A 25,031-nucleotide genomic window follows, 5' to 3' on the forward strand; every position below is an offset into this window, starting at 1 on the left:
TCATTCCATATTAAGTTAACAATTTCAAAAAAATCGCTTCATCACTAGCAAACTCGAATAATTTATTAGACCTTTGCACACTTTTTTTCGGGAATACCACAAAAGTCTAAAGTTTTAGAAATGAAGAAGAAAATCGAAATATTAGCTCCTGCTAGAGATTTAATTGGAGGAATCGCAGCCATTAATAGTGGTGCCGATGCAGTATATATTGGTGCACCACAATTTGGAGCACGTTCTAATGCCAACAACTCAATCGAAGATGTTGCTGAGCTTGTAAAATACGCGCATTTATTTAATGCTCAGGTTTTTGTGGTTATGAATACCATTTTGTACGACAACGAATTAGAAACTTGCCGCGCTATGATTTGGGAGTTGTACGATATTGGTGTTGATGCATTGATTATTCAGGATATGGCGATTATGGAAATGGACTTACCTCCCATCGTACTTCACGCCAGTACACAAGCTAATAACCGTGATGCAGATAAAATTAAATTCCTTAAAGATGCAGGAATCAAGCGTGTCGTTTTAGCACGCGAATTGAATCTGCATCAAATTAAAACAATATACGACCACGCTGATGTTGAATTAGAGTTTTTCGTAACTGGAGCATTATGTGTTTCTTTCAGCGGAAACTGTTATATGAGTGTAGCAAACGGAGAACGTAGCGCCAACCGTGGTTCTTGTGCACAAAACTGTCGTTTGCCTTATAACTTAATTGACGGAAACGGAGATACTTTAATCAGAAATAGTCATTTGCTTTCGATTAAAGATTTAGATGTTTCTGATCAGATCCCAAATTTAATTGAAGCTGGAATTGTTTCTTTCAAAATCGAAGGAAGGCTAAAAGACGTTGCTTACGTTAAAAACAACGTTTCTTATTTACGTCAAAAATTAGACAGTTATTTAGAAGGAAGTGATAAATACACAAAAGCTTCTTCTGGAAAATGTACGTATACTTTTGATTCTACTTTAAGCAGAACTTTCAACCGCGGTTACACGGATTATTTCGTCAACGAAAGACATAGTTCTATTGGTTCTTGGGAAAGTCCGAAATCAAAAGGTCAATATATTGGAAAATTAATCCGAACTGTTGGAAATGCTTACGAAATCGAAAACGGTGAATTATTAAATAACGGTGACGGACTTTGCTTCATCAACGAAAATAATGAAGCTGATGGAATCTATGTAAACAAAGCCGAAAACGGAAAAGTTTATCCAAACGTTCTTAAAGAAATAAAAGACGGAACTTTCATCTATAGAAATAACGACGCTGCCTTCATTAAAATTGTAGAAAGAGAAGACAGTGCCATCCGTAAAATTGGAACAACTTTATTACTTACCGAAAACGAAAACGGTTTTGAATTAATTGCAACCGACGAAGACGGAAACGTAAGTACAATAAAATTAGAGCACCCGAAAGAGAAAACGAAAACAGGTGAGTCAATCGAAGAAAACATCAAAGTTCAATTGGCAAAAACAGGTTTTACACCTTACAGCGCCGATGAAATCAATATAATGTTCTCTGAAAACTGGTTCCTTCCTATTTCAAAAATCAACGAAATGAGAAGAAATGTTTTCGAACAATTATCAGAAATTCGTTTGGCAAATTACGTTCGTGAAGAACATCAATTGGTAAAAACGTCACATCCGTATCCAGAAACCAAACTGGATTTCATGTACAACGTTTCGAACAAAACGGCTCGTAAATTCTACGAACGCCACGGTGTAACCGAAATCGAAAAAGCATTCGAATTACAATGGGATCCAGGAAAATCTCGTGTAATGACAACCAAATATTGCATTAAATACGAGTTGAAAAAATGTCCGATACACCAGAAAGACATCGTAGGTGTTAAGGTAAAAGAACCATTAGTATTAAAACAGGGAGAATTGGAATACAAACTAAAATTCAACTGCAAACCCTGCGAAATGGAAATCTGGGAAAAAGATGCTGAATTTGAGATTGAAGAAGATCATTTTCATTAATATACAAAACCGATACTTTTAAAGTGTCGGTTTTTTTATTTTGGGCGTGTTTCGCCGCGGCGAATCGGGCCATCCGTTACAAGTCCTCGCACTTCCTTCGTCAGGCTGTGGGATTTCCACTTCTATCCCTCAAGCAAACGGTTCCATAAGAATTTTTGCTATTACAATTTCCTCAATATTGTCATTTCGACGAAGGAGAAATCTTCGCAAGTAGCTCCGTTCCAATAAGCCAATCTTTGTAGAGCCACTTGTGGAGATTTCTCCTTCGTCGAAATGACAAACTTTGCGGTTACTTTATCTTAAAATTAAAATTTCAATTAGATCAAAATCTGCCGAATCTGCAAAATCTGCGTGAGAAATTCTTTGGGCTCCTTTTTTAACTTAAGAACAAAAAACTTGCGTTCTTCGTGTAATTCTTTGCGAACTTTGCGGTTAAAAAAAGCTTTTTCGCTACTTTTACTACTCAAACATTACAACACTCCAAAATGAAAATACTACTCCTAGGTTCAGGCGAATTGGGCAAAGAATTTGTCATTGCCGCACAACGAATCGGACAAACCATAATTGCAGTTGACAGTTACGAAAACGCACCGGCAATGCAAGTTGCACACGGATTTGAAGTCATCAACATGCTTGACGGCGAGGCCCTTGACCGAATCGTAGCCAAACACCAACCAGATTTTATCGTTCCTGAAATAGAAGCCATTCGTACCGAGCGTTTTTACGATTACGAAAAACAGGGAATTACTGTTGTCCCTTCAGCGAAAGCGGCAAACTTTACTATGAATCGTAAAGCAATCCGCGATTTGGCTTCGAAAGAACTCGGATTAAGAACAGCCAAATACCAATACGCAACTTCCGCAGAAGAACTACAAAAAGCTGTTCAGGAAGTTGGAATTCCGTGCGTAGTGAAACCTTTAATGTCTTCATCAGGAAAAGGACAATCAACAATCAAAACAGAAAGCGATATCGAAAAAGCATGGCAATATGCCGTTGCAGGTTCGCGTGGTGATGTTATTGAAGTGATTGTTGAAGCTTTTGTTGATTTTGATTCTGAAATTACACTTTTAACGATTACACAAAATAATAATCCAACTTTATTTTGTGCTCCAATCGGACACAGACAGGAAAGAGGCGATTATCAGGAAAGCTGGCAGCCTGCTTTAGTTTCAGAAAAAGATTTGTACGAAGCTCAGGATATGGCCGAAAAAATTACCGAAGCACTTGGCGGTGCCGGACTTTTTGGTGTTGAATTTTTCCTAACCAAAGAAGGCGTTTATTTCTCTGAACTTTCTCCACGTCCGCATGATACCGGAATGGTAACTTTGGCAGGAACGCAGAATTTCAACGAATTTGAACTGCATTTAAGAGCAATCTTAAGTCTTCCTATTTTCGAAATTACTTTAGAAAAAGCTGGAGCAAGTGCTGTAATTTTAGCATTGGAAGATTCAACAAATTCAACTTTTAGCGGAATCGAAAAAGTAGCCGCTTTACCCAAAACTGATTTTAGAATTTTCGGAAAACCAACTTCTAGACCGTATCGCAGAATGGGTGTTGTTTTAAGTCATGATGTACTTTCAACCCCAATTAAAGAAGTAACAGAACGCGCCAAAGAAACAGCAAAATTAATAACTGTAAATTCTTAAATTATGAAAAATATAATATTAGCCACATTCCTTTTTATTGGAATCGCGGTACAAGCTCAGACCAAAAAGAAATTTGACAAACCAACCATTGTAGAAGCTTCTTGCGGAGAATGTAAATTTGGAATGAAAGGCAAAAGCTGTGATTTAGCAGTTCGTATTGATGGAAAATCGTATTTCGTTGATGGAACAAAAATTGACGAACATGGTGACGCACATGCTGAAGATGGATTCTGCAATGCTATCAGAAAAGCTTCGGTAACGGGAGAAATCAAAGGAAACCGATTTATCGCTACTTCATTCACTTTAATCGATGATAAAAAATAATGGCATTAATTCTTGAAAACATTGCTAAACACGTTTCTCTGACACCAGAAGAACAGGCACTTTTTTTATCTAAACTAGAAACCAATACTTACAAAGCCAAAACACTTTTACTGAACGCTGGCGAAGTCTGTAAACATTCGTATTTTGTAAACTCAGGTATTCTGAGAAGCTTCAATATCAACGATAATATTGTAGAACATGTTCTTTCTTTTGCTTGCGAAGGCTGGTGGATGAGCGATATGTACAGCTTTTTTTCGCAAAAACCAGGACAGCTTTTTATTGAAGTTTTGGAAGAAGCCGAAGTAGTTTCGTTATCGAAAGAAAATCAAGAACAATTGTATCTTGAAATTCCAAAATTGGAGCGATTTTTTCGAATTTTAATTGAAAATTCATTGGTTGCAAATCAGCAGAGATTAATGGATAATTTGAGTTTACCTGCGGAAGAACGCTTTGAAAAATTCACTAAAAAATACGGAACATTGGTTCACAAAGTTCCTCAAAAACAAATCGCTTCTTTCATTGGCGTAACGCCCGAATTTTTCAGCAAAATGAAAGCTAGGCTTTTGAAGAAATAAAAGGTTTAGCCACAGATTTCACAGATTAGAAGGATTTTTTTTCGCCACGAATTACACAAATTTTCACGAATTTCATTTTAATTTAATTTGTGAAAATTTGTGTAATTCGTGGCAACATTTTTTTAATCCTTTTAATCTGTGAAATCTGTGGCTATAAAAAAGCCAGTTCAATGAAGTGGCTTTTCTTTTGAATTAAAATTGCTCAACCTCTGTAGAATGTTTCATTGCTGTTATGGCTGATTTTCCTAACATTACTGTATTTTGAACGGCGTCGAAATAAGAAGTTCCTACAAAAGCTTGATGTTTTACTGCTCTAAATCCATTTTTTTGTAAAGCGAATTCGCGTTCCTGCAATTCAGAATATCCAGCCATTCCGCGTTCTTTGTACGCTTTAGACAATTCGAACATACTTGTATTCAAAGCGTGGAATCCTGCCAAAGTAATGAATTGGAAACTATATCCCATTGCTGCTAAATCTTCTCTAAATGTTTCCATTTCGTCAATTGATAATTTTGCTGCCCAATTGAAAGACGGAGAACAATTATAAGCCAGCATTTTATCTGGAAATTCTTTTTTCATTGCTTTTGCAAACTTTCTTGCATAATCTAAATCTGGATTACTGGTTTCCATCCAAATTAAATCAGCATAAGGTGCATAGCTTAAACCCCTTGCAATTCCCTGATCAATTCCGTTTTTTACATAGAAGAAACCTTCGGCAGTTTTTTCTCCAGTTAAAAACTTTCTATCTCTTGGATCCGCATCGCTTGTTAGTAAATTAGCTGCATCGGCATCTGTTCGAGCAACTATTAAAGTTGAAACGCCCATAACATCTGAAGCCAGACGTGCCGCAATTAATTTATTAATCGCCTCTTGCGTTGGAACTAAAACCTTCCCGCCTAAGTGCCCGCATTTTTTAGCAGAACTTAATTGATCTTCAAAATGAACTCCAGAAGCTCCTGCTTCAATCATAGATTTCATCAATTCGAAAGCATTTAAGTTCCCGCCAAAACCTGCTTCAGCGTCAGCTACAATCGGAACTAAATAATCTTTTTTATCTCCAATATTATTTACAATCTGAATCTGATCGGCACGCAATAAAGCGTTGTTGATCTTTTTTACCACCATCGGAACGCTGTTTACTGGGTAAAGCGATTGGTCAGGATACATTTCTCCGGCCAGATTTGCATCAGCAGCAACCTGCCATCCGCTTAAATATATCGCTTCTAAACCTGCATCAACTTCCTGAATCGCCTGATTTCCAGTCAACGCTCCCAAACCCGCAACATAATCCTGACTTTTTAACTTTCTCCATAATTTCTCAGCTCCCATTTTTGCAATAGAATGCTCAATTTTATAAGAACCCTGAAGCGTTACTACTTCGCTCGCAGTATAAGGACGCTCAACTCCTTTCCATCTCGGGTTCGTAATCCAATCATTAACCAATTCCTGAATTCTGTCTTCTGTTGTTTTCATAAGTATAGTTTAAGTGGTTAGTAAAGAATAGTTTTCAGTTCACAGTTAAAAGTTTTCAGTTTTTAACCGGATACGTTTTTTAAACACATAGAAACATAGTTAATCCTTGTGGCTAAAGGCGTTTCACTTGTTTCAATACATCTCGAAGCCTCGGGACTATGTGTGAAAAACTAGTTTTTTTCTTTTTCCTTTTTAAAGAAAAAATTAAAATCTATGTTTCTATGTGTTTCAAATAAATTATAAATATTTATAGCACGGAATCGTCAAGAAATCCACAAAGTGCAGGTTTACTACTAATCTTTCCAGCATTTTTTCGGCTAGTGGAAATTGTTGTTTTTCATAATTTTTCTCTCCTATTTCTTCCTTGATTTTTCTGAATTCATCTAAAGCCAATTTGTGATAATAAGCCAAATCTAATTTTCGTCCATTATCCAAAATCACTTTATTTTGAAGCCATTGCCATAATTGCGATCTCGAAATTTCGGCCGTTGCGGCATCTTCCATCAAATTGTGCAATGCGGCGGCACCTTGCCCGTTCAGCCATGAAGCCAAATACAATACTCCAACATTTATATTTTTTCGAACGCCATTTTCAGTAATGATTCCAATTGGTGGTTCAATCAAATCGGCTTCTGTAATTTTTCGATGTTCTCTTTTAATGTGAATCTGATTTGGAGTTGGCATTCCTTTATCAAAAATTTCTTTTGCAATTGCAACTAAATCCGGATGCGCTACCCAAGTTCCGTCGTGACCATTTCTAACTTCACGTTCTTTATCCGTTTTTACTTTTGCGAAAGCAATTGCATTTGCTTCTTCGTTATTTCGGATTGGAATTTGAGCTGCCATTCCGCCAATCGCATGAATGCCTCTTTTATGACATCTTTGGATTACCAAATTTGAATAGGCATTCATAAAAGGCGAAGTCATAGTTACCTGATCACGATCAGGAACAATGAATTTTGGATTTTTTCTAAACTTTTTGATGTAAGAGAAAATATAATCCCAACGCCCGCAGTTCAAGCCAACGATATGTTCTTTCAATTCGTAAATAATTTCGTCCAACTGAAAACTTGCCGTTATAGTTTCAATTAAAACCGTTACTTTAATGGTTCCTCGTTTTAGATTTAGATAATCTTCTGTAAAATCAATTACATTATTCCACCAACGCGCTTCCAGATAATGTTCTAATTTCGGAATGTAGAAATACGGTCCAGAATTGTTTTCTAAAAGTCGTTTATGATTATGAAAAACATACAACCCAAAATCTATCAAAGAACCCGAAACTTCATTTCCTTCAATTAGAACATGTTTTTCCGGCAGATGCAAACCTCTCGGACGTACAATTAACGTTGCTATTTTTTCATTTAAATGATACGATTTCTGTTTAACCAAATCAGTAAACGTGATCGTTTTGTTTACCGCATCAATCAAATTTACCTGTCCGTCCATCAAGTTTTGCCAGGTTGGTGAAGTGCTGTCTTCAAAATCGGCCATAAAAGTCTTGGCACCAGAATTCAAAGCATTGATGATCATTTTACGATCAACGGGTCCAGTAATTTCCACTCTTCTGTCCAATAAATCTTTCGGAATTTCACAAGCTGTCCAATTTCCTTCTCTGATGTTTTTAGTTTCAGGAATAAAAACCGGCATGATACCTTGATCAAAAGTGACTTGTTTTTGTTCTCTCTGTAAAAGCAATAGTTTTCGCTGTGATTCGAATTTTCTATGCAATTCAGTTATAAAAACAATCGCTTCTTCTGTCCAGATTTTTGGATAACGAAGCTTCTTTTCGGCTAAAAATTCCATTGCCGTTTCGGTAATTTCTAATTGGTTTTTCATAGCTGTGGTTTTTAATTTCATTAGCAGCAATTGAATCGATTTTATGTTTTTCAAAAACACAAATACATAACAAACTGATAATTAATATTTTCTACACCACAATATTAGAAAAAAGTTTTTTACAAAACAAGCGAACGTTCGCTAAAAATGAAAAATAATTTTTTGGCGATTATTTTTAGAATACCTATATTTGGTTCATGGATATCGAAAAAGACTATATAAAGCTGATCTTCGGATTAAAATTGAAGCAAGTCAGAACGCAAAAAAATCTGTCTCTTTTTGGCTTGGCCAAACTGACCAATCTTTCAAAATCGTATTTAAACGAGATTGAAAAGGGAAAAAAATATCCCAAAACAGATAAAATTCTGCTTCTTTGTGAACATTTGGACGTGACTTACGACCAAATGGTGTCTTTAAAACTTGACAATAACCTCGCGCCGATTGGCGAAATCTTGAAATCTGGGATTTTAAAAGAAATTCCGCTAGAGCTTTTCGGAATTCAGGAAGCCGATTTAATTGATATTATTGCTAATGCTCCTGCAAAAGTCAATGCTTTTATTAGTACGATTATCGAAATTGCACAGCATTATAATTTAAGCCGCGAAAGTTTCTTTTTGGCCGCTTTGCGTTCATATCAGGAAGCGCATAGCAATTATTTTGAAGATTTAGAAGAAAAAGTAATTGCATTTTCAAAGTCGTTTCAAATCAACCTGGATTCTAAAATCAGTATTGAAGAACTGGAAGCAATTTTAAAAGAAGAATACGAATACAACATTAAAGAAATTGCTTTTACAGATCAAGAAGCTTTGGGTGATCTTCGTTCGATTTATGTTCCTAAAAGCAAAACTTTATTACTTTCTACCGAACTTGACGCTCCGCAAAAAGCTTTTATTTTAGCTAAAGAAATAGCTTATAATTATCTAAAAATTTCCGATCGCTTATTGACTTTCAGTTGGATTAAGTTTGAAAATTTTGATCAGGTTTTGCACAACTTTTATGCTTCTTATTTTGCTGGTGCTTTATTATTGCCGAGAAAATTAGTGGTGGATAAAATCAATTTTTTTTTAGAAAATGAAAATCCGAAACCGGAAGAATTTGTTCAATTAATTGAAAGTTTTGAAGTTTCGCCTGAATCTTTTTATCAGCGATTGACCAATTTATTGCCAAAAGATTTTCAGCTAAAAAACCTCTTTTTCTTAAGATTATCTCACCGAATTGGTTCTGATGTTTACCAAATTAATAAAGAATTACATATTACGCATCAACAGGAACCGCACGCCAACGAAACCAACGAACATTATTGCCGAAGATGGGTTTCGGTAAAAACGATTGATGAAGCCATCAAACAAAATAAATCTCATTTTTTTGATGCTCAAATTTCAAGTTATGCGAATAGCGGAAACGAATATTTAGTTTTTTCATCGGCCACAAAAGATCCTTTTTTACATGATACCATCCGAAGTATTTCGGTTGGAATTTTAATCAATCCGACAATGAAAAAGAAGTTCAAATTTATTGAAGGAAAACCTTTAGTAAAAAGAATTGTCGGCGTAACTTGCGAAACTTGCGCTGTTCAGGATTGTTTAGAAAGAGCTGCTCCGCCAATTGTTTTAGAAAGAAAGAAACGCCATGAGAATACGGATGCTGTTGTTCAGCAATTTATGAATCAATATAGTTAGAGTGCCATGAAATATTTTGCCTTACTTTTTACTTTGCTTACTATTAACTTCAGTCAGAAAACGGACAAACTTACTGGCCGTTATAATTATTTGATTGAAGATGAAGGCACTTATATACAGAAAGATAAAATTACTTTCAAGGACAGCATTTTTGCATTTGACAACAAATACCTGCCAAAAGGAAAAGTTTCTTATGGAAATATAATACTGTTAGATAATTTTATCAATACTGATTTGATTATAAGCATTCCGAAAGATCAAATTACAAAAGATACAATTCCTTTTTTTATGCATGATAAGAAAAGTTCTGCTGCGAATTATCTTGATGAAGTTGTTGGGAAAGGGAAATTGATTAGGATTAAATAATTTATTTCGGTCTTTTACCACACCCTTTTTTTTGTCATTCCGAGGAACGAGGAATCTCCCCCACAGTATGTCGCCAATCTTTGTCGAGCCACTTGGGGGAGATTCCTCGTTCCTCGGAATGACAAATTATGTGGTTACTTTGAGGTAAAAAACATTGTAATTTCTAATCTTTGTAGAGTTACTTGCGAAGATTTCTCCTTCGTCGAAATGACAAACCATTTGGTTACTTTGAGGTAAAACCATTGAACCTCTGTAACTTTGTGCCTTTGAACCTTCTTATAAAAATAAAACTTCTCGCATAGCCCCGATAGAAGTGGAAATCCTTTTGTTTCTCGTTCCTTTAATGAGACACAAAAGATTGAAACGAATAGCGGGACTAAACGTCTTCTGAAAATGATACTTGTGCTCCAAAAAAAAACTTAGCATCTCAGCCACTTAGAACCTCAGAATCTTTTCTTAATCTACATTAAGTGCTTTTCGTTTACATCGACCGTATCTTTGTACTATCAAAATCAATAAAAGACAAAATCATGGAAAATATAGTATTGCACAAAGCAGAATCAAGAGGAAATGCAAATCACGGATGGTTAAACGCTTATCATAGCTTTAGTTTTGCGAGCTGGTACAATCCAGATAGAATTCAGTTTGGAGCGCTTCGTGTTTTGAACGATGATACAATTGCTGCCGGAATGGGTTTTGGAACTCACCCTCACGATAATATGGAAATTATTACGATTCCATTAGAAGGTGATTTGGCTCACAAAGACAGCATGGGAAACACTGAAGTAATCAAAAATGGTGACATTCAGGTTATGAGTGCAGGAACAGGAATTCAACATAGCGAGTTTAACCCAAATGCAGATCAGCAAACTAAATTATTGCAGATTTGGTTGTTTCCAAATAAAAGAAATGTTACACCACGTTATCAGCAGATTACTTTGGATGTTGCTGACAGACATAATAAATTGGCACAAGTTTTATCTCCAAATGCAGATGATGAAGGAGTTTGGATTCACCAAGATGCGTGGTTTAATATGGGTAATTTTGATGCTGGAGTTACTGCAGAATATAAAATCAAAAAAGAAGGAAACGGAGTTTACGCTTTCGTTTTGAAAGGAAATGTAACCTTCAACGGTCAGGAATTAAATTCTCGTGATGCAGTTGGAATTTCAGGAACTGATGTTTTGAATATTACAGCAAACACAGATGCTGAATTTTTATTAATGGACATTCCGATGAATTATTAATTCAAACAAAAACAATTAATACCTGTAACGCTGAAACGATAATAAATCTGGAAATCAGATTATTATCGTTTCTTTTTTTACTTAAACTTTACACTAAACCGAAAAAGAAAACTTAAATTTATAGCTATAAGTTTCTTTAAAGAAATCTAAATCTTTCATTTCTTAATCTAGGTTAAGTGCTTCAGGACAACTGTCATCGTAACTTTGTCCTATCAAAATGAAATAAATTAATTATTAAAAAAATAAAATTATGGCAACTACAAAATGGTCAATTGACCCAACACATTCAGAAATTGGTTTTAAAGTTAAACACATGATGTTTACTAATGTTTCAGGAAAATTTGGAACATACGACGCTACAATCACTACAGACGGAGACAACTTCGAAAATGCAGCAATCGAATTTTCTGCTGATGTCGCTTCAATCGATACTGCAAACGCAGACAGAGACGGACATTTAAGAAGTGGCGATTTCTTTGATGCTGAAAATCATCCAAAACTAACTTTCAAAGCTTCTTCTTTCAAAAAAATCAACGAAGGAAGCTATGAAATTACTGGAGATTTAAACATTAAAGGTGTTTCTAAAAGCGTAACTTTTCCTGTAGAATATAGCGGAATCTTAACTGATCCTTGGGGAAATACAAAAGTAGGTTTAAGCATAGAAGGAAAAATTAATCGTAAAGATTGGGGTTTAAACTGGAACTCAGCTCTTGAAACTGGTGGTGTTTTGGTTGGAGAAGAAGTTCGCTTAAACATTGAATTACAATTTGTAAAACAAGCTTAATACTTTAAAAATAGGTTTTAATTTGGTTGGTAAAAAAGCCTGCACTTTTTCTCGGGAGTGCAGGCTTTTTTCCTTTTAGGAGCGTGGCTTCGACTTCGCTCAGCCTGACAATCGTACTCTTAAGATATCGTATGTCAGGCTGAGCGAAGTCGTAGCCCTTTTTTACTTTATATTTCGAAATTCTGTTGGTGATAATCCCGTTTGTTTTTTGAAGAATCTGGAGAAATAGGAATAGTCTTCGTAACCAACTTTGAAAGCTACTTCGTTTACGGCTAATTGTTTATCGATCAGCATTCTTTTAATTTCTAGAATTACTCGGTCTGTAATAACTTCTGTAGCTGTTTTTTGGAGAATTTCATTGCAGATTCTGTTTAAATGTTTCAGCGTTATATTTAGTTTTTCGGCATAAAAAGACGGCAATTTTTCGGTTCTGAAATATTCTTCCAAAAGTGACTCAAACTTGTTGATTTTTATATTGTACGAATGCGTTTGATGCGAATAAGTTTCTCCATATTTTCTTGCTACTTCAATGTGAATGCAATCCAATAAATTCAACAGTTTATCTAATTGATATTTATTATTTTGAATACTCTCTTGAATCAGCAAATCGAAATAAGGCTGGATTTTCGGGATTTCCTTTTCTTCAAAAACCATTTCTGGTCGGTTATGAATGGAATGATAAAAATTATAATCGTTTATATTTTTTTGTCCGAAATACAAATTGTACAATTCCTGCGAAAAGATAATTACAAAACCTTCAATGTCTTCGGATAAACTCCAATGATGCATTTGTCCTGGTTGAAGCACAAAAAGACTTCCTCTTTTAATATCAAACTGATCAAAATCAACTTCGTGCAATCCCGATCCTTTTGTAAAAAATACCATTAAATAAGAATCATGCCGATGCGGTTCTTCAACAAAACTGTGGCTTTTTAAATGTTCTTTAAAAGTATTCACATAAAAATCACGATGAATGTCATTACAGCTAAAATTCTGAACACTATAAATTGGATATCGCTTCATAAAAAATGTCTTTATTGTGCTACAATAAGCGAAGATACTAAAAAGACTTTCATGCTAGTCTAAATTACCTTTGTATAAATAAAAAACATCAACGTCATGTCAAATTCATTAACTCATATTTTAAGTAACGAATGTCCTGTTTGTCATAAAGGAAAAGTTTTTACAGATAAAAATATTTTCTTGACTTTCGGTCTTCCAAAAATGAATGAATACTGCAGTCATTGCCATTATAAATTTCAAAAAGAACCTGGTTATTTCTTTGGCGCCATGTATGTAAATTATGGACTAACAGTTGCTCAGGGAATCGCAACTTATTGCGTTGCACAGTTTTTCTTTGAGAAAAATTTTGATTTGAGAATCATTCCAATTATTGCTGTTGTTATTACTTTACTGACCTCTTTTAATCTCCGATTTTCAAGATTAGCATGGATTTACATGTTTAAGGATTATTCGAAATAAAAAAATAGTACTTTTGCCTTCCAATTGAAACTAATTTTCAGTTTTAAAAAAAGTAAAAATTAAATTAGACAAATGAAAGCATACGTATTTCCAGGTCAGGGCGCACAGTTTACAGGAATGGGCAAAGACCTTTATGAAAACTCGGCTCTAGCCAAAGAATTATTCGAAAAAGCCAATGAAATTTTAGGTTTCAGAATTACAGATATTATGTTCGAAGGTACTGCCGAAGAACTAAAAGAAACTAAAGTTACACAGCCAGCTGTATTTTTACACTCTGTTATTTTAGCTAAAACTTTAGAAGATTTTAAACCAGAAATGGTTGCAGGACATTCATTAGGAGAATTTTCTGCTTTGGTTGCAAACGGAACTTTATCTTTTGAAGATGGTTTAAAATTAGTTTCTCAACGTGCTCTTGCTATGCAAAAAGCATGTGAAATCACTCCATCTACAATGGCTGCGGTTTTAGGTTTAGCTGACAATGTTGTAGAAGAAGTTTGTGCTTCTATCGACGGAGTTGTAGTTGCAGCAAATTACAACTGCCCTGGACAATTAGTTATTTCTGGAGAAACTTTAGCTGTTGAAAAAGCTTGTGAAGCCATGAAAGTTGCGGGAGCAAAACGCGCTTTAATTTTACCTGTTGGTGGAGCTTTTCACTCACCAATGATGGAGCCAGCAAGAGAAGAATTGGCTGCTGCAATTGAAGCAACTAATTTCTCTACTCCTATCTGTCCGGTATATCAAAACGTAACTGCAAATGCGGTTTCTGATGCAAACGAAATTAAAAAGAACTTAATCATTCAATTAACTGCGCCAGTAAAATGGACGCAATCTGTACAGCAAATGATCGCTGATGGTGCTACTTTGTTTACTGAAGTTGGTCCCGGAAAAGTTTTAGCTGGTTTGATTAATAAAATAGATAAAGAAGCTGCTACTGCTAACGCATAATTAGTGTTCAGTATTCAGTATTCAGTTTTTAGTGATCAGTTGAAAACTATACGCACAAAAAATCCTCATGAACTAATTGTTTATGAGGATTTTGTTTTTATAACTCTTTTGCTTCTTCACTGTAATTATTCAAAATTCCAGTAATCAGATAATTTTGATTTCTTTTTTCAAAAAATGCATACCAGGTTGTTCTTGTATTGGGTTTATAAAAAATATATTCTGAACCTAAGTGCTTAAGTGATTTTGGAGTTTTCTTATGTAGAGATTTTTTAATCCTTTCAGGAACTGCGTCATAAATAGCATCAACATATTCTTCCGCAGATTCGATAAAACCAAAGTATTCTTTCTTATATAATATTACGACCAAATCATCAAGATAACTAATTACGGATGGAGTAAAAACAACTTCTATTTGCCCCACCATTCTCTAATCCTTCTTTTTGCTTCAGTTTTTGCTTCCTCAAGAGTTAAACCTTTCGCAAACTCGGCATCAAAATCAAAAGTTTCAGGATCTATTCCCTGAATTTTCGGTTTTCGAATTTCATATTCTACTCTTGGTTCTTCAATCTTATCTTTTTTATTTTCTTTATCCGAATCCATAATTCCTACATTTTAATCTTACAAATTTACAAAATAAACTTAATCAAAATTTATAAAGCTTTCTTTTCCTTCTTTTTGTAATTAATAATAAAAACTCCCAAAATAATCAGGATTGTTGCAATTATAAAATCAATTGTAATTTTTTCATCCAAAATCAGCCAACCAAAAAACACCGCAATTATGGTATTGATATACGCTAAAATAGAAACCTGAACCGGAGTAACATGCTTTAGAGCGTAATTATAGCTAAAAAAAGCAATTACAGATCCAAAAATCGACAAATATAATGCTGCTAAAATACTTTTAGAACTCCATAAATTCACATCAATAGTGGGTGAAAAAATAAATGCCAAAACAATCTGAATACATGAAGCCATTGTAAACTGGTAAAATAAATTAAGAACTATATTTTTAGATTTATTACCATGAATTTTGGTATAAATTGTTCCACCAGCCCAAGCAGTAATCGCAAATCCCATAAACATCATTCCGATTCTGTAATCGGCATCTAAAAAAGATCCCAATCCGTCTTTAAATATAAAAACGACTCCCGAAAATCCTATTATAACCCCAATAAATCCTCTTAAACTTGGCTTTTGTAATTTAAACAAAATACTGCCCAAAAAAATAAGTATAGGTGCCATAGCACTAATTACCGAAGCTAGTCCGCTTGGCACAGTCTGTTCAGCAACGGTTGTAAAACCATTCGCTACTACGATCATCAAAATAGAAGGAACGAGCTGATGTTTTAAATTTTCCCAGCCAATCCATTTCAATTCTTTTTTAAACAATAGAATAATCATCATGATTATTCCCGCCAATCCCTGTCGAATTGAAGTTACAAACCAAGGCGGAATCGTTTCAACCGCAACACGAATTCCTAAAAAGGTTGTTCCCCAAATAATTCCAACTGCCGCAAGAGCAAAAATTAATTTATAATCTAGATTTTGTTTCATAAAAATCAAATACCATTAAAAAAAAATCCCAAACTATATTGCTATAATCTGGGATTTAAAAATTTATAATTTTATAAAAAAACTATTTATTCCTCACTTTTTGTTCCCATTTCCATGCGCTAGCCATTGCTTCGTCTAAACTTAGTTCAGACTTCCATCCTAGTACATTATTTGCCTTATCTGTGTTTGCATAAGCTTCTGTAATATCACCTTCGCGACGTGGCTTAATGACGTATGGTAATTTTTTATCGCTTACTTTTTCGAAACTATGAATTACTTCCAACACAGAACTTCCTTTTCCTGTTCCCAAATTGAAAGTTTCAACTTTTGCTAAATTCTTTTTGTTCAACAAACGTTGCAAAGCAATTACGTGTGCTTTTGCTAAATCTACAACGTGAATATAATCGCGAACAGCTGTTCCGTCTGGCGTTGGATAATCATTTCCAAAAACCGATAATTCCTGACGCAATCCTACTCCAGTTTGTGTAATAAATGGAACTAAGTTTTGCGGAACTCCTAATGGTAATTCTCCAATTTCAACAGATTCGTGTGCTCCTACTGGATTAAAGTAACGCAATAAAATAGCGCTAATATTGGTAACTTTAGCTGTATCTGTAATGATTTCTTCACCAATTTGCTTTGTGTTTCCATAAGGAGACATCGCTGCTTGAACTGGCGCATCTTCTGTAATTGGCATTTTTTCGGCTTGACCGTAAACCGTACAAGAAGAACTAAAAATAAAACTTGCCTCAGGTTTTTGTTGTAATTCCTGTAAAAGATATACTAAACTGCTAATATTATTTTCATAATACAATAAAGGCTGCTCAACACTTTCACCAACCGCTTTTGAAGCTGCAAAATGAATCACACCAGTAACATCATTGTGTTTTTTAAAGAAATCCCGAACGGCACTTTTTTCTCTTAAGTCAATTTTTTCGAATAAAGGCGTTTTTCCTGTGATGGCTGTAATTCCTTTTAAAACATCTTCTGAAGAGTTTGAAAGATTATCTATTATCACAACTTCAAAGCCTTCATTTTGCAATTCGACAACGGTGTGAGAACCTATAAATCCTAATCCTCCTGTTACTAATACTTTCATTTTATGGGTTTGTTTGTGGTTATTTTTCGGCTAATAAGCTGTTTTTTTTATTTCAAAAATTCAATTACGCTGTCAGTAATATATTTAATCTGCTCGTCATCAAGTTCTGTATGCATTGGCAACGCAATTACTTCTTGAACTAATTGATTTGTAACAGGAAATTGTTCTTCTTTATATCTCGGATCCAAATAAGCTTTTTGAGAATGCAACGGAATTGGATAATAAATCGCACATGGAATTCCTTTATCTAATAAATGTTGCATTAAAGCATTACGATCTGCATCAATGATTCTTAATACATATTGATGAAAAACGTGATCATTTTCGTTTGCATCAAATTCTGGTGTAATAATATGTTTGTTTCCAGCAAAAGCTGCATTGTATTTTGTTGCCGCTAAACGACGTGCTTTATTATATTCATCTAATAAAGGCAATTTTGCATTCAAAACTCCAGCTTGAATACTGTCTAAACGTGAATTCACACCAACAACATCGTGATGGTAACGCTCGTACATTCCGTGATTTACGATTCCGCGGATGATATGAGCCAAATTATCATCGTTTGTAAAAATTGCTCCACCGTCTCCATAACAACCTAAATTTTTAGATGGAAAAAAAGAAGTCGCAGCAACGTGGCCAATTGTACCTACTTTTGATTTTGTCCCAGATTTAGAAATATAATCTGCTCCAATTGCTTGCGCATTATCTTCAATTACGTATAAATTATATTGTGCCGCGATTTCCATAATCGCATCCATATTAGCAGCGCGACCAAATAAATGTACCGGAACAATTGCTTTTGTTTTTGGAGTAATTGCTTTTTTTACTGCATCAATATCGATATTCATATTAGTCATATCAACATCAACCAAAACTGGAGTTAATTGCAATAAAGCAATAACCTCAACTGTAGCCGCAAAAGTAAAATCGGCAGTTATAACTTCATCTCCTGGCTGAAGACCAAGTCCCATCATTGCAATCTGTAAAGCATCAGTTCCGTTTGCACATGGAATAACATGCTTTGCACCTAAATAATCTTCAAGATTTTTTTGAAACTGATGAACTAAAGGTCCGTTAATATAAGTATTTGTGTCTAAAACTTCTTGAATAGAAGCATCTACAGTAGATTTTATTTTTTCATATTGACTTTTTAAGTCAACCATTTGAATTTTTTTCATTTTGAATTAATTTAAATTAAAGACACCGTTTTCATACAGAAATCTCTAAAAGGAGGAACAAAAATAGTTATTAATAGCTTCAAACCAATGAAAATAGTCGAAAGAAATGTAATTTAGCTGCAAAAAAAATTACATGCTTTTTTTATATAATTTAGCCATACACGTCGCAGGATTTTTCTTAAGAATCATAGCCTTATTTAGTCCGAAAATTAAGCTTTTTGTTGAAGGGCGAAAAAACGTATTTTCAATTTTAGAAGAAAAAATAAAACCAGAAGACAAAACAATTTGGTTTCACTCAGCCTCTTTAGGAGAATACGAGCAAGGACTTCCTGTTATCGAAAAAATAAAAGAAAAATATCCTTCTCACAAAATAATTGTAACCTTTTTTTCACCATCTGGATACGAAGTGCGTAAAAATAACACAGTTGCAGATTTCACTGTTTATCTTCCTTTGGACTCAAAAAAGAATGCAAAAAAATTTCTCAAATTAGTTCATCCTGAAATTGTTTTTTTTATCAAATACGAATTCTGGCTAAATTATTTAAAAGAATTAGAAACAAAGAAAACTCCAACCTATCTGATTTCTGGAATCTTCAGAGACAATCAAATGTTTTTTAAATGGTATGGCGGATTTTACAGAAAAGCATTAAAAGCATTTACTTATTTCTTTGTACAAAACGAAAAATCGAAACAAAAAGTCGAAAGTTTAGGCTTTAATAATGTCATTGTTTCTGGCGACACAAGATTTGATCGAGTAAATGCCATCTTAGAACGCGACAATACGCTAGATTTTATAGAAAACTTCAAAAACAATAAACCCGTAATTGTTATTGGAAGTTCATGGCCAAAAGATGAAGCTATTCTTGCCGAATATATTAATCAAGCGACAGAAAACGTAAAATTCATCATTGCGCCGCACAATATTAAAGACGAGCAAATCTCAAATCTCAAATCTCAGATAAAAAAATCTACTATATTATATTCTGAAAAAGAAAACAAAGACTTAGCGCAATACAATGTTTTGATTGTTGATACAGTTGGTTTATTAACTAAAGTATATAGTTACGCAACTATCGCCTATGTTGGAGGCGGTTTTGGAAATCCTGGCATTCATAATATCCTAGAACCGGCAACATTCGGAATTCCAATTGTAATTGGACCTAACTACTCTAATTTTGCAGAAGCAATTTCTCTTGTCGATTTAAAAGGCTGCAACGTAATCAGCAATAGTGAAGAGCTGAAAAAAGCACTAGACAAACTTTTATCTGACCAATCTTACTTTGCGGAAAAGAGCGAAATTTGCCGTTCTTTTATCCAAAACAATAAAGGCGCAACAGAAACAATTATGAAAAACATTTCATAATTTCTTATAAATTTTGATTTACAACTCATTTAAAAGACATTTTTCGTCTTTTTAAAGAACCCAAAATCATCATTCTGCAATTACTTACAAATCGAAAAAATTCCCAAAAAACAAAACAAACTACAACAAATACATTCAAAGAGCCAAAAACACCGTAGAATTTTCAATGAAAAATAAAATTGACAAAACATACTGCAATATCAATTATTTTTCCTATTTTGGCATATTATTTGATAAATAAGATAATCGTGAGCAAGGAAAATATTTTAAAAAAAAAGTGAAAAAATATTTTACATATTAAAAAATTTATATCTTTGCCACGAATTAATAATTAACCTTTTATAATAAAGTAAGATGAAAAAAGTATTTTTAAGTTTAGCTGTTGTTGCTGTTTTAACTGTTGTATCTTGTAAAAAAGCTGACGCTGCTGCTACAGAAGCTGCTGTAGATTCTACTGCTGTAACTGTTGATTCTGCTGCTGCTGTTGTTGATTCTGCTGCTGCAACTGTTGATTCTGCTGCTGCTAAAGTTGATTCTGCTGCTGCTAAAGTAGAAGAAGTAAAAAAATAATTAGAACCTAAGTTCTAACGATTTTAAAACCATCATTGAGATGGTTTTTTTTTTGGACTAATTGCAAAATAAGTCAACTTCAAATAAAAAAAGCGCTTACAAATTGTAAACGCTTTTTTTATTATTCTGCCGCTTCCTCCAACTCTTCTTCAGATTCCTCGTCGTCAAAAATCAATTCATTTGATGAGAAATCCAAAATTTCCGATCTCGAAGCATAAGTTACAATTTCTTTTATCCCTTTCTGCAAAAGCAATTCTGTACTGTATTTTCGACTTGTTGCAAAATGAATATCCCCTAACATCAATTTAAAAAAATACTTTCCTCCAGAGCCTTTAAATTTCAAGAATCTAGCAAGTTCAATGTTAGCTTTAAACTTTTCAATATCTTCTTCACATTCAAATCTTAATTCATAACTCAAACTCGTAAAAATAATTTTACCTCTTCGCGAAGTAAAAGTAAATTTATATTCGTCATTAAACCGCCTGCTAATTACAAAAGCACCCATTTATAAATTTTAGATTTTAAATTGTTGATTTTAGATTTTTTCGAGATTCTGAGATTCTGAGATTCTGAGATTCTGAGATTCTGAGATTCTGAGATTCTGAGATTCTGAGATTCTGAGATTCTGAGATTCTGAGATTCTGAGATTCCAATAAATTTACTGCGCAAATTTATTATCTGCAAGTCTGCAAATAAAAAAAGCCTCTTCAAAAGAAGAGGCTTTAGTACTCAGAGCGGGACTTGAACCCGCACGAACATTGCTGTTCACTGGATTTTAAGTCCAGCGTGTCTACCAATTTCACCATCCGAGCATTATATGGTTTTGAGCGAAAAACGGGGCTCGAACCCGCGACCTCGACCTTGGCAAGGTCGCGCTCTACCAACTGAGCTATTTTCGCATTTTAAATCTTAAAAGAACTCGCAACACTTGATTTGTTTCGTATTGCGAGTGCAAATTTAGGACATTTATTCAATTACACAAGCGTTTTTCGAAAAAAAAATCTACTTATTTTATAACATTCTGATAACCTAAACTTTAAAATTTAAATTTTCTAGAATTTATTTTTTAACCAACATTCTTTTAATCTCATTCAATTTCATTAGCGCTTCTACCGGAGTAATGGCGTTAATGTCGAGACTTAAAATTTCTTCTTTTATTTCTTCCAACAAAGGATCATCAAGATTAAAGAAACTCATTTGCATTTCATCGTTGGCTGCTTTTATTCCGTTCAAAGCATCACTTGAATGATTTTTCTCTAGTTTCTTCAAAAGCTTTTGCGCTTTCGTTATTACAAGCTGAGGCATTCCCGCCATTTTAGCAACATGAATTCCGAAACTATGGGCGCTTCCACCTTTTACAAGCTTTCTAACAAAAAGCACCGTGTCTTTCAATTCTTTTACCGCCACATTAAAATTCTGAATTCTCGGCATCGATTCGGTCATCTCATTTAATTCATGATAATGCGTTGCAAAAAGCGTTTTTGCTTTTGAAGGATGTTCGTGCAAAAACTCCGCAATTGCCCAAGCAATGGAAATACCATCGTAAGTACTAGTTCCTCTTCCAATTTCATCCAATAAAACCAAACTTCTATCTGAAATATTATTCAAAATAGAGGCAGTTTCATTCATTTCGACCATAAAAGTAGATTCTCCCATCGAAATATTATCCGAAGCCCCTACTCTGGTAAAAATTTTATCTACGGTTCCCATTCTCACACTATCCGCAGGAACAAAACTACCCATTTGAGCTAGAAGCACAATCAAAGCCGTTTGCCTTAAAATAGCCGACTTACCCGACATGTTAGGACCGGTAATCATAATAATCTGTTGCGTTTCTCTATCCAAGAAAACATCATTGGCAATATATGGAGTTCCAACTGGCAATTGTTTTTCAATTACTGGGTGTCTTCCGTTTTTGATATCTAATTCGAATGTTTCGTCAATTTCTGGCTGAACATATTGGTTTTCGACAGCCATTTGCGTAAACGAACACAAACAATCTAATTGTGCAACCAAATACGCATTCATTTGAACTGGCTTAATATAAGTTGAAATCCAAGCGACTAATTGCTCAAAAAGCTCACTTTCTATTTTATATATTTTTTCCTCAGCGCCTAAAATTTTGGTTTCGTATTCTTTTAACTCTTCTGTAATATAGCGTTCTGCATTTACCAGAGTTTGTTTACGAATCCATTCTTCAGGAACTTTATCTTTATGCGTGTTCCTAACTTCGATATAATATCCGAAAACATTATTAAAAGAAATTTTAAGAGATGAAATTCCTGTTCTTTCAGATTCTCTTTTTTCAATTCCTTCTAAAAATTCTTTTCCTGAAGTCGAAATTGCTCTTAATTCATCTAATTCTGCACTAATTCCACTTGCGATTGCATTTCCTTTTGCAATGGCAACTGGCGCGTCTTGATTTAGTGTGTTTTTAATTTTTTCGCGAAGCAAATCACATGCGTGTAGACTGTCTCCGATAACTTTTACTGCCTCTTGTGGACTTTGAAGCGCTAGAGTTTTTATCGGAATAATTGCATCTAGAGATTCTTTCAAATAAACTATTTCACGAGGAGAAACTTTTCCCGCTGCAATTTTAGAAATCAGACGCTCTAAATCTGAAATTTGCTTGATTTGATACTGAATATTGTGCAGGATTTCAGGATTCGACTTTAAATACGCCACAACCTCATGACGACTTTTAATTTTGTTCGAATCTTTTAAAGGCAATGCCAACCAGCGTTTCAACAAACGACCTCCCATTGGAGAAAGCGTTTTATCAATAACATCCAAAAGCGTAACTGCATTCGGGTTATAACTGTGATATAATTCTAAGTTTCGAATCGTAAAACGATCCATCCAAACATAAGCATCTTCTGCAATACGCTGAATTGCCGTAATATGCTGCACTCGATTATGCTGTGTTTCTGACAGATAATATAAAATTGCACCAGAAGCAATAATTCCTTCTTTTAATTCTTCAACTCCAAATCCTTTCAAAGAAACGGTTTGAAAATGCTTTGTCAAGGTTTCTAAAGCATAATCTTCTTTATAAATCCAATCTTCTAAATAAAAACTATGAAAATCTTCTCCAAAAGCAGTTTTAAAATCACTTTTATTATTCTTTGGAACTAAAACTTCGCTCGGATTAAAATTCTGCAATAATTTATCAATGTATTCTGCATTTCCCTGAGCTGTTAAAAACTCTCCCGTTGAAACATCTAAAAAAGAAATTCCGATATTTTTATTAGCAAAATAAACCGATGCTAAAAAGTTATTTGATTTAGAATGCAAAACTTCATCATTCAAAGAAACTCCAGGAGTTACAAGTTCCGTTACGCCTCTTTTTACGATTGTTTTTGTCATTTTTGGATCTTCTAATTGGTCGCAGATTGCGACACGAAGTCCCGCTTTTACCAACTTTGGCAAATAAGTATTTACAGAATGATGAGGAAAACCAGCCAAAGCAGTTTCAGTATCAGAGCCCGCGCCTCTTTTAGTTAAAGTAATACCTAAAATTTTAGAAGCTCTAATGGCGTCTTCTCCAAAGGTTTCATAAAAATCTCCTACTCTGAAAAGCAGACATGCATCAGGATATTTCGCCTTGATTTCATTGTACTGTTTCATTAAAGGTGTTTCCTTCACCACTTTCTCTTTAGCTGCCAAATTATTATGTTTTAAATGAAAAATTAAGACAGCGAATTTATGATTTTTTGGAGGAATATGGAAAGCTTCAAAAATTAAAATATTTTAAGATATTTTTAGGTTGTGATTTAAGTTTTTTACATAGCTTTGTTTATCATTTAAAAAAAGACCCTTAAAGATGAAAAAAATAATCTTATTCGCTATGTTAGCTGTTGCTGGTATCACAGCTACTAATGCGCAAACAACTAAAAAAGCTAAGGCTACTAAAGTGGCTAAAATTGAAGGCGCTGGAATGGTTTTCGAAAACGAAACTATCGATTATGGAACTATCGCTCACAATGCTGATGGAAAACGTGAATTCGTTTTTGTAAACAACGGAACAAAACCGTTAATTATTACTAATGCTGCAGGATCTTGCGGATGTACAGTTCCAACTTCTCCAAAAGAACCAATTGCTCCAGGAGCTAAAGGTGTTATTGGTGTAAAATATGCTACTGACAGAGTTGGTGCTTTTACAAAAACTGTAACTATCACTTCTAACGCTGAAGGACAACCAACAAAAATCCTTACTATTAAAGGTACTGTTTTACCAGATCCAGTAAAAAGCTAATCTGAAAAACATTTAAAATAATCAAAAAGCTTCCTTACCTTTGGAAGCTTTTTTTATGACTTGAATTCAAACCAAATGAGAAAACTCGAAAACAGTGAACTAGACCGCAAATCAATTGAAGATTTTAAGAAATCTGAAAAAATACCTCTAATATTAGTTTTAGACGATATTAGAAGTCTGCATAATATTGGTTCTGTTTTTAGAACTGCCGATGCGTTTTTGATTGAAAAAATAATATTATGCGGAATTACTGCAACTCCGCCAAATAAAGAAATTCACAAAACCGCTCTTGGTGCTACCGAAACTGTAACGTGGGAACATCATGAAAATGTTTTGGAAGTAATTGAGAACTTAAAGAAAGAAAATGTTCTTACAATGGCAATTGAACAAGTTGAAAGTTCTGTTTTTCTTCAGGATTTCGAAATTAAAAAAGACCAAAAATATGCTTTAGTTTTTGGTAATGAAGTTTTTGGAGTTTCTCAAGAAGCAGTTGCAATTTGCGACGGATGCATCGAAATTCCGCAACTTGGAACTAAACATTCGCTTAATATTTCTGTAAGTGCAGGAATTGTCGTTTGGGATTTGTTTCAGAAAATAAATTGGCCAAATAACAATTAAAGAATATTTTTACATTATAAATGTGATTTTAACATATTTATAA

General features: G+C 34.1%; 23 protein-coding genes, 2 tRNA genes and 1 pseudogene. 14 read left to right on the top strand and 12 right to left on the bottom strand.

The window, feature by feature from the left end:
* The first annotated feature begins 120 nt into the window (after nucleotides 1-120).
* From P0R33_RS09090 to P0R33_RS09105, 4 genes and pseudogenes are all read left to right on the top strand, one after another.
* On the top strand, nucleotides 121-1,989 hold the full coding sequence (locus P0R33_RS09090; protein ID WP_276175133.1) for a U32 family peptidase: 1,869 nt from the start codon (nucleotides 121-123) through the stop codon (nucleotides 1,987-1,989).
* 473 nt (nucleotides 1,990-2,462) lie between these two features.
* A pseudogene (gene purT, locus P0R33_RS09095) lies at nucleotides 2,463-3,635 on the top strand (formate-dependent phosphoribosylglycinamide formyltransferase); the annotation flags it as partial.
* Between the two features lie 3 nt (nucleotides 3,636-3,638).
* Nucleotides 3,639-3,959: a DUF6370 family protein gene (locus P0R33_RS09100; protein WP_276175134.1), complete on the top strand. Its 321-nt coding sequence runs from the start codon at nucleotides 3,639-3,641 to the stop codon at nucleotides 3,957-3,959.
* The gene (locus P0R33_RS09105; RefSeq protein WP_073407828.1) at nucleotides 3,959-4,534 is read left to right on the top strand and encodes a Crp/Fnr family transcriptional regulator; all 576 of its coding nucleotides are present in this window, start codon (nucleotides 3,959-3,961) and stop codon (nucleotides 4,532-4,534) included. The genes P0R33_RS09100 and P0R33_RS09105 overlap by 1 nt, the downstream gene beginning before the upstream one ends.
* Before the next feature lie 192 nt (nucleotides 4,535-4,726).
* Here P0R33_RS09105 and aceA read toward each other — a convergent pair whose 3' ends face one another.
* Nucleotides 4,727-6,007, bottom strand: a complete 1,281-nt coding sequence (aceA, locus tag P0R33_RS09110; protein ID WP_276175135.1) for an isocitrate lyase — start codon at nucleotides 6,005-6,007, stop codon at nucleotides 4,727-4,729.
* A gap of 237 nt (nucleotides 6,008-6,244) precedes the next feature.
* Nucleotides 6,245-7,846, bottom strand: coding sequence for a malate synthase A (gene aceB / locus P0R33_RS09115; protein WP_276175136.1), 1,602 nt, complete (start codon nucleotides 7,844-7,846; stop codon nucleotides 6,245-6,247).
* A 197-nt stretch (nucleotides 7,847-8,043) separates the two neighbouring features.
* On the opposite strand from aceB, the gene P0R33_RS09120 reads away from it, so the two are divergent.
* The 4 genes from P0R33_RS09120 to P0R33_RS09135 all read left to right on the top strand — a co-directional run bounded on the left by P0R33_RS09120 (nucleotide 8,044) and on the right by P0R33_RS09135 (nucleotide 11,922).
* Entirely contained in the window at nucleotides 8,044-9,525 is a 1,482-nt protein-coding gene (locus P0R33_RS09120; RefSeq protein ID WP_276175137.1) for an XRE family transcriptional regulator, read from the top strand.
* Nucleotides 9,526-9,531: 6 nt separating this feature from the next.
* On the top strand, nucleotides 9,532-9,891 hold the full coding sequence (locus P0R33_RS09125) for a hypothetical protein (protein ID WP_276175138.1): 360 nt from the start codon (nucleotides 9,532-9,534) through the stop codon (nucleotides 9,889-9,891).
* A gap of 530 nt (nucleotides 9,892-10,421) precedes the next feature.
* Nucleotides 10,422-11,138, top strand: coding sequence for a pirin family protein (locus P0R33_RS09130; protein WP_276175139.1), 717 nt, complete (start codon nucleotides 10,422-10,424; stop codon nucleotides 11,136-11,138).
* Between the two features lie 250 nt (nucleotides 11,139-11,388).
* Nucleotides 11,389-11,922, top strand: coding sequence for a YceI family protein (locus tag P0R33_RS09135; RefSeq protein WP_276175140.1), 534 nt, complete (start codon nucleotides 11,389-11,391; stop codon nucleotides 11,920-11,922).
* 162 nt (nucleotides 11,923-12,084) lie between these two features.
* On the opposite strand, the gene P0R33_RS09140 is transcribed toward P0R33_RS09135, so the two are convergent.
* The gene (locus P0R33_RS09140) at nucleotides 12,085-12,945 is read right to left on the bottom strand and encodes a helix-turn-helix domain-containing protein (RefSeq protein ID WP_276175141.1); all 861 of its coding nucleotides are present in this window, start codon (nucleotides 12,943-12,945) and stop codon (nucleotides 12,085-12,087) included.
* A gap of 96 nt (nucleotides 12,946-13,041) precedes the next feature.
* On the opposite strand from P0R33_RS09140, the gene P0R33_RS09145 reads away from it, so the two are divergent.
* Nucleotides 13,042-13,404, top strand: coding sequence for a DUF983 domain-containing protein (locus tag P0R33_RS09145; RefSeq protein ID WP_276175142.1), 363 nt, complete (start codon nucleotides 13,042-13,044; stop codon nucleotides 13,402-13,404).
* A 72-nt stretch (nucleotides 13,405-13,476) separates the two neighbouring features.
* Entirely contained in the window at nucleotides 13,477-14,349 is an 873-nt protein-coding gene (fabD, locus tag P0R33_RS09150) for an ACP S-malonyltransferase (protein ID WP_276175143.1), read from the top strand.
* 97 nt (nucleotides 14,350-14,446) lie between these two features.
* Here fabD and P0R33_RS09155 read toward each other — a convergent pair whose 3' ends face one another.
* From P0R33_RS09155 to P0R33_RS09175, 5 genes are all read right to left on the bottom strand, one after another.
* The gene (locus P0R33_RS09155; protein WP_276175144.1) at nucleotides 14,447-14,773 is read right to left on the bottom strand and encodes a hypothetical protein; all 327 of its coding nucleotides are present in this window, start codon (nucleotides 14,771-14,773) and stop codon (nucleotides 14,447-14,449) included.
* Nucleotides 14,758-14,949 (bottom strand): hypothetical protein, encoded by a 192-nt coding sequence (locus P0R33_RS09160; protein WP_276175145.1) that lies wholly within the window; start codon nucleotides 14,947-14,949, stop codon nucleotides 14,758-14,760. Before P0R33_RS09160 ends, P0R33_RS09155 begins: the two co-directional genes overlap by 16 nt.
* Before the next feature lie 50 nt (nucleotides 14,950-14,999).
* Nucleotides 15,000-15,905: an EamA family transporter gene (locus tag P0R33_RS09165; RefSeq protein WP_276175146.1), complete on the bottom strand. Its 906-nt coding sequence runs from the start codon at nucleotides 15,903-15,905 to the stop codon at nucleotides 15,000-15,002.
* Between the two features lie 82 nt (nucleotides 15,906-15,987).
* The gene (gene galE, locus P0R33_RS09170) at nucleotides 15,988-17,004 is read right to left on the bottom strand and encodes a UDP-glucose 4-epimerase GalE (RefSeq protein ID WP_276175147.1); all 1,017 of its coding nucleotides are present in this window, start codon (nucleotides 17,002-17,004) and stop codon (nucleotides 15,988-15,990) included.
* 47 nt (nucleotides 17,005-17,051) lie between these two features.
* Nucleotides 17,052-18,182 carry a DegT/DnrJ/EryC1/StrS family aminotransferase gene (locus P0R33_RS09175; protein ID WP_276175148.1) on the bottom strand — a complete coding sequence of 377 codons (1,131 nt, stop codon included), beginning with the start codon at nucleotides 18,180-18,182 and terminating at the stop codon, nucleotides 17,052-17,054.
* Nucleotides 18,183-18,315: 133 nt separating this feature from the next.
* On the opposite strand from P0R33_RS09175, the gene P0R33_RS09180 reads away from it, so the two are divergent.
* Both P0R33_RS09180 and P0R33_RS09185 read left to right on the top strand, forming a co-directional pair.
* On the top strand, nucleotides 18,316-19,545 hold the full coding sequence (locus P0R33_RS09180) for a glycosyltransferase N-terminal domain-containing protein (RefSeq protein ID WP_276175149.1): 1,230 nt from the start codon (nucleotides 18,316-18,318) through the stop codon (nucleotides 19,543-19,545).
* Between the two features lie 354 nt (nucleotides 19,546-19,899).
* Nucleotides 19,900-20,115 (top strand): hypothetical protein, encoded by a 216-nt coding sequence (locus P0R33_RS09185; RefSeq protein WP_091492463.1) that lies wholly within the window; start codon nucleotides 19,900-19,902, stop codon nucleotides 20,113-20,115.
* A gap of 121 nt (nucleotides 20,116-20,236) precedes the next feature.
* On the opposite strand, the gene P0R33_RS09190 is transcribed toward P0R33_RS09185, so the two are convergent.
* The 4 genes from P0R33_RS09190 to mutS all read right to left on the bottom strand — a co-directional run bounded on the left by P0R33_RS09190 (nucleotide 20,237) and on the right by mutS (nucleotide 23,781).
* Entirely contained in the window at nucleotides 20,237-20,620 is a 384-nt protein-coding gene (locus P0R33_RS09190) for a DUF1508 domain-containing protein (RefSeq protein ID WP_276175150.1), read from the bottom strand.
* A gap of 221 nt (nucleotides 20,621-20,841) precedes the next feature.
* Nucleotides 20,842-20,927, bottom strand: a tRNA-Leu gene (locus P0R33_RS09195).
* Nucleotides 20,928-20,941: 14 nt separating this feature from the next.
* Nucleotides 20,942-21,014 (bottom strand) — tRNA-Gly (locus P0R33_RS09200).
* A gap of 160 nt (nucleotides 21,015-21,174) precedes the next feature.
* On the bottom strand, nucleotides 21,175-23,781 hold the full coding sequence (gene mutS / locus P0R33_RS09205; protein WP_276175151.1) for a DNA mismatch repair protein MutS: 2,607 nt from the start codon (nucleotides 23,779-23,781) through the stop codon (nucleotides 21,175-21,177).
* A gap of 157 nt (nucleotides 23,782-23,938) precedes the next feature.
* On the opposite strand from mutS, the gene P0R33_RS09210 reads away from it, so the two are divergent.
* Both P0R33_RS09210 and P0R33_RS09215 read left to right on the top strand, forming a co-directional pair.
* On the top strand, nucleotides 23,939-24,370 hold the full coding sequence (locus P0R33_RS09210; protein WP_276175152.1) for a DUF1573 domain-containing protein: 432 nt from the start codon (nucleotides 23,939-23,941) through the stop codon (nucleotides 24,368-24,370).
* 75 nt (nucleotides 24,371-24,445) lie between these two features.
* On the top strand, nucleotides 24,446-24,988 hold the full coding sequence (locus tag P0R33_RS09215; RefSeq protein WP_276175153.1) for an RNA methyltransferase: 543 nt from the start codon (nucleotides 24,446-24,448) through the stop codon (nucleotides 24,986-24,988).
* Nucleotides 24,989-25,031: the final 43 nt, after the last annotated feature.

Source organism: Flavobacterium sp. YJ01, assembly GCF_029320955.1.
GTDB lineage: Bacteria > Bacteroidota > Bacteroidia > Flavobacteriales > Flavobacteriaceae > Flavobacterium.

Bases quoted from the DNA above. Each gene is read 5' to 3' on its own strand.
- P0R33_RS09175 (WP_276175148.1), bottom strand. From the start codon at position 18,182: ATGAAAAAAATTCAAATGGTTGACTTAAAAAGTCAATATGAAAAAATA.
- P0R33_RS09140 (WP_276175141.1), bottom strand. From the start codon at position 12,945: ATGAAGCGATATCCAATTTATAGTGTTCAGAATTTTAGCTGTAATGAC.
- P0R33_RS09160 (WP_276175145.1), bottom strand. From the start codon at position 14,949: ATGGATTCGGATAAAGAAAATAAAAAAGATAAGATTGAAGAACCAAGA.
- P0R33_RS09130 (WP_276175139.1), top strand. From the start codon at position 10,422: ATGGAAAATATAGTATTGCACAAAGCAGAATCAAGAGGAAATGCAAAT.
- P0R33_RS09155 (WP_276175144.1), bottom strand. From the start codon at position 14,773: ATGGTGGGGCAAATAGAAGTTGTTTTTACTCCATCCGTAATTAGTTAT.
- P0R33_RS09180 (WP_276175149.1), top strand. From the start codon at position 18,316: ATGCTTTTTTTATATAATTTAGCCATACACGTCGCAGGATTTTTCTTA.
- aceB (WP_276175136.1), bottom strand. From the start codon at position 7,846: ATGAAAAACCAATTAGAAATTACCGAAACGGCAATGGAATTTTTAGCC.
- galE (WP_276175147.1), bottom strand. From the start codon at position 17,004: ATGAAAGTATTAGTAACAGGAGGATTAGGATTTATAGGTTCTCACACC.
- P0R33_RS09135 (WP_276175140.1), top strand. From the start codon at position 11,389: ATGGCAACTACAAAATGGTCAATTGACCCAACACATTCAGAAATTGGT.
- P0R33_RS09165 (WP_276175146.1), bottom strand. From the start codon at position 15,905: ATGAAACAAAATCTAGATTATAAATTAATTTTTGCTCTTGCGGCAGTT.
- P0R33_RS09145 (WP_276175142.1), top strand. From the start codon at position 13,042: ATGTCAAATTCATTAACTCATATTTTAAGTAACGAATGTCCTGTTTGT.
- P0R33_RS09090 (WP_276175133.1), top strand. From the start codon at position 121: ATGAAGAAGAAAATCGAAATATTAGCTCCTGCTAGAGATTTAATTGGA.
- aceA (WP_276175135.1), bottom strand. From the start codon at position 6,007: ATGAAAACAACAGAAGACAGAATTCAGGAATTGGTTAATGATTGGATT.
- P0R33_RS09210 (WP_276175152.1), top strand. From the start codon at position 23,939: ATGAAAAAAATAATCTTATTCGCTATGTTAGCTGTTGCTGGTATCACA.
- P0R33_RS09215 (WP_276175153.1), top strand. From the start codon at position 24,446: ATGAGAAAACTCGAAAACAGTGAACTAGACCGCAAATCAATTGAAGAT.
- P0R33_RS09190 (WP_276175150.1), bottom strand. From the start codon at position 20,620: ATGGGTGCTTTTGTAATTAGCAGGCGGTTTAATGACGAATATAAATTT.
- P0R33_RS09185 (WP_091492463.1), top strand. From the start codon at position 19,900: ATGAAAAAAGTATTTTTAAGTTTAGCTGTTGTTGCTGTTTTAACTGTT.
- P0R33_RS09125 (WP_276175138.1), top strand. From the start codon at position 9,532: ATGAAATATTTTGCCTTACTTTTTACTTTGCTTACTATTAACTTCAGT.
- P0R33_RS09105 (WP_073407828.1), top strand. From the start codon at position 3,959: ATGGCATTAATTCTTGAAAACATTGCTAAACACGTTTCTCTGACACCA.
- P0R33_RS09120 (WP_276175137.1), top strand. From the start codon at position 8,044: ATGGATATCGAAAAAGACTATATAAAGCTGATCTTCGGATTAAAATTG.
- fabD (WP_276175143.1), top strand. From the start codon at position 13,477: ATGAAAGCATACGTATTTCCAGGTCAGGGCGCACAGTTTACAGGAATG.
- P0R33_RS09100 (WP_276175134.1), top strand. From the start codon at position 3,639: ATGAAAAATATAATATTAGCCACATTCCTTTTTATTGGAATCGCGGTA.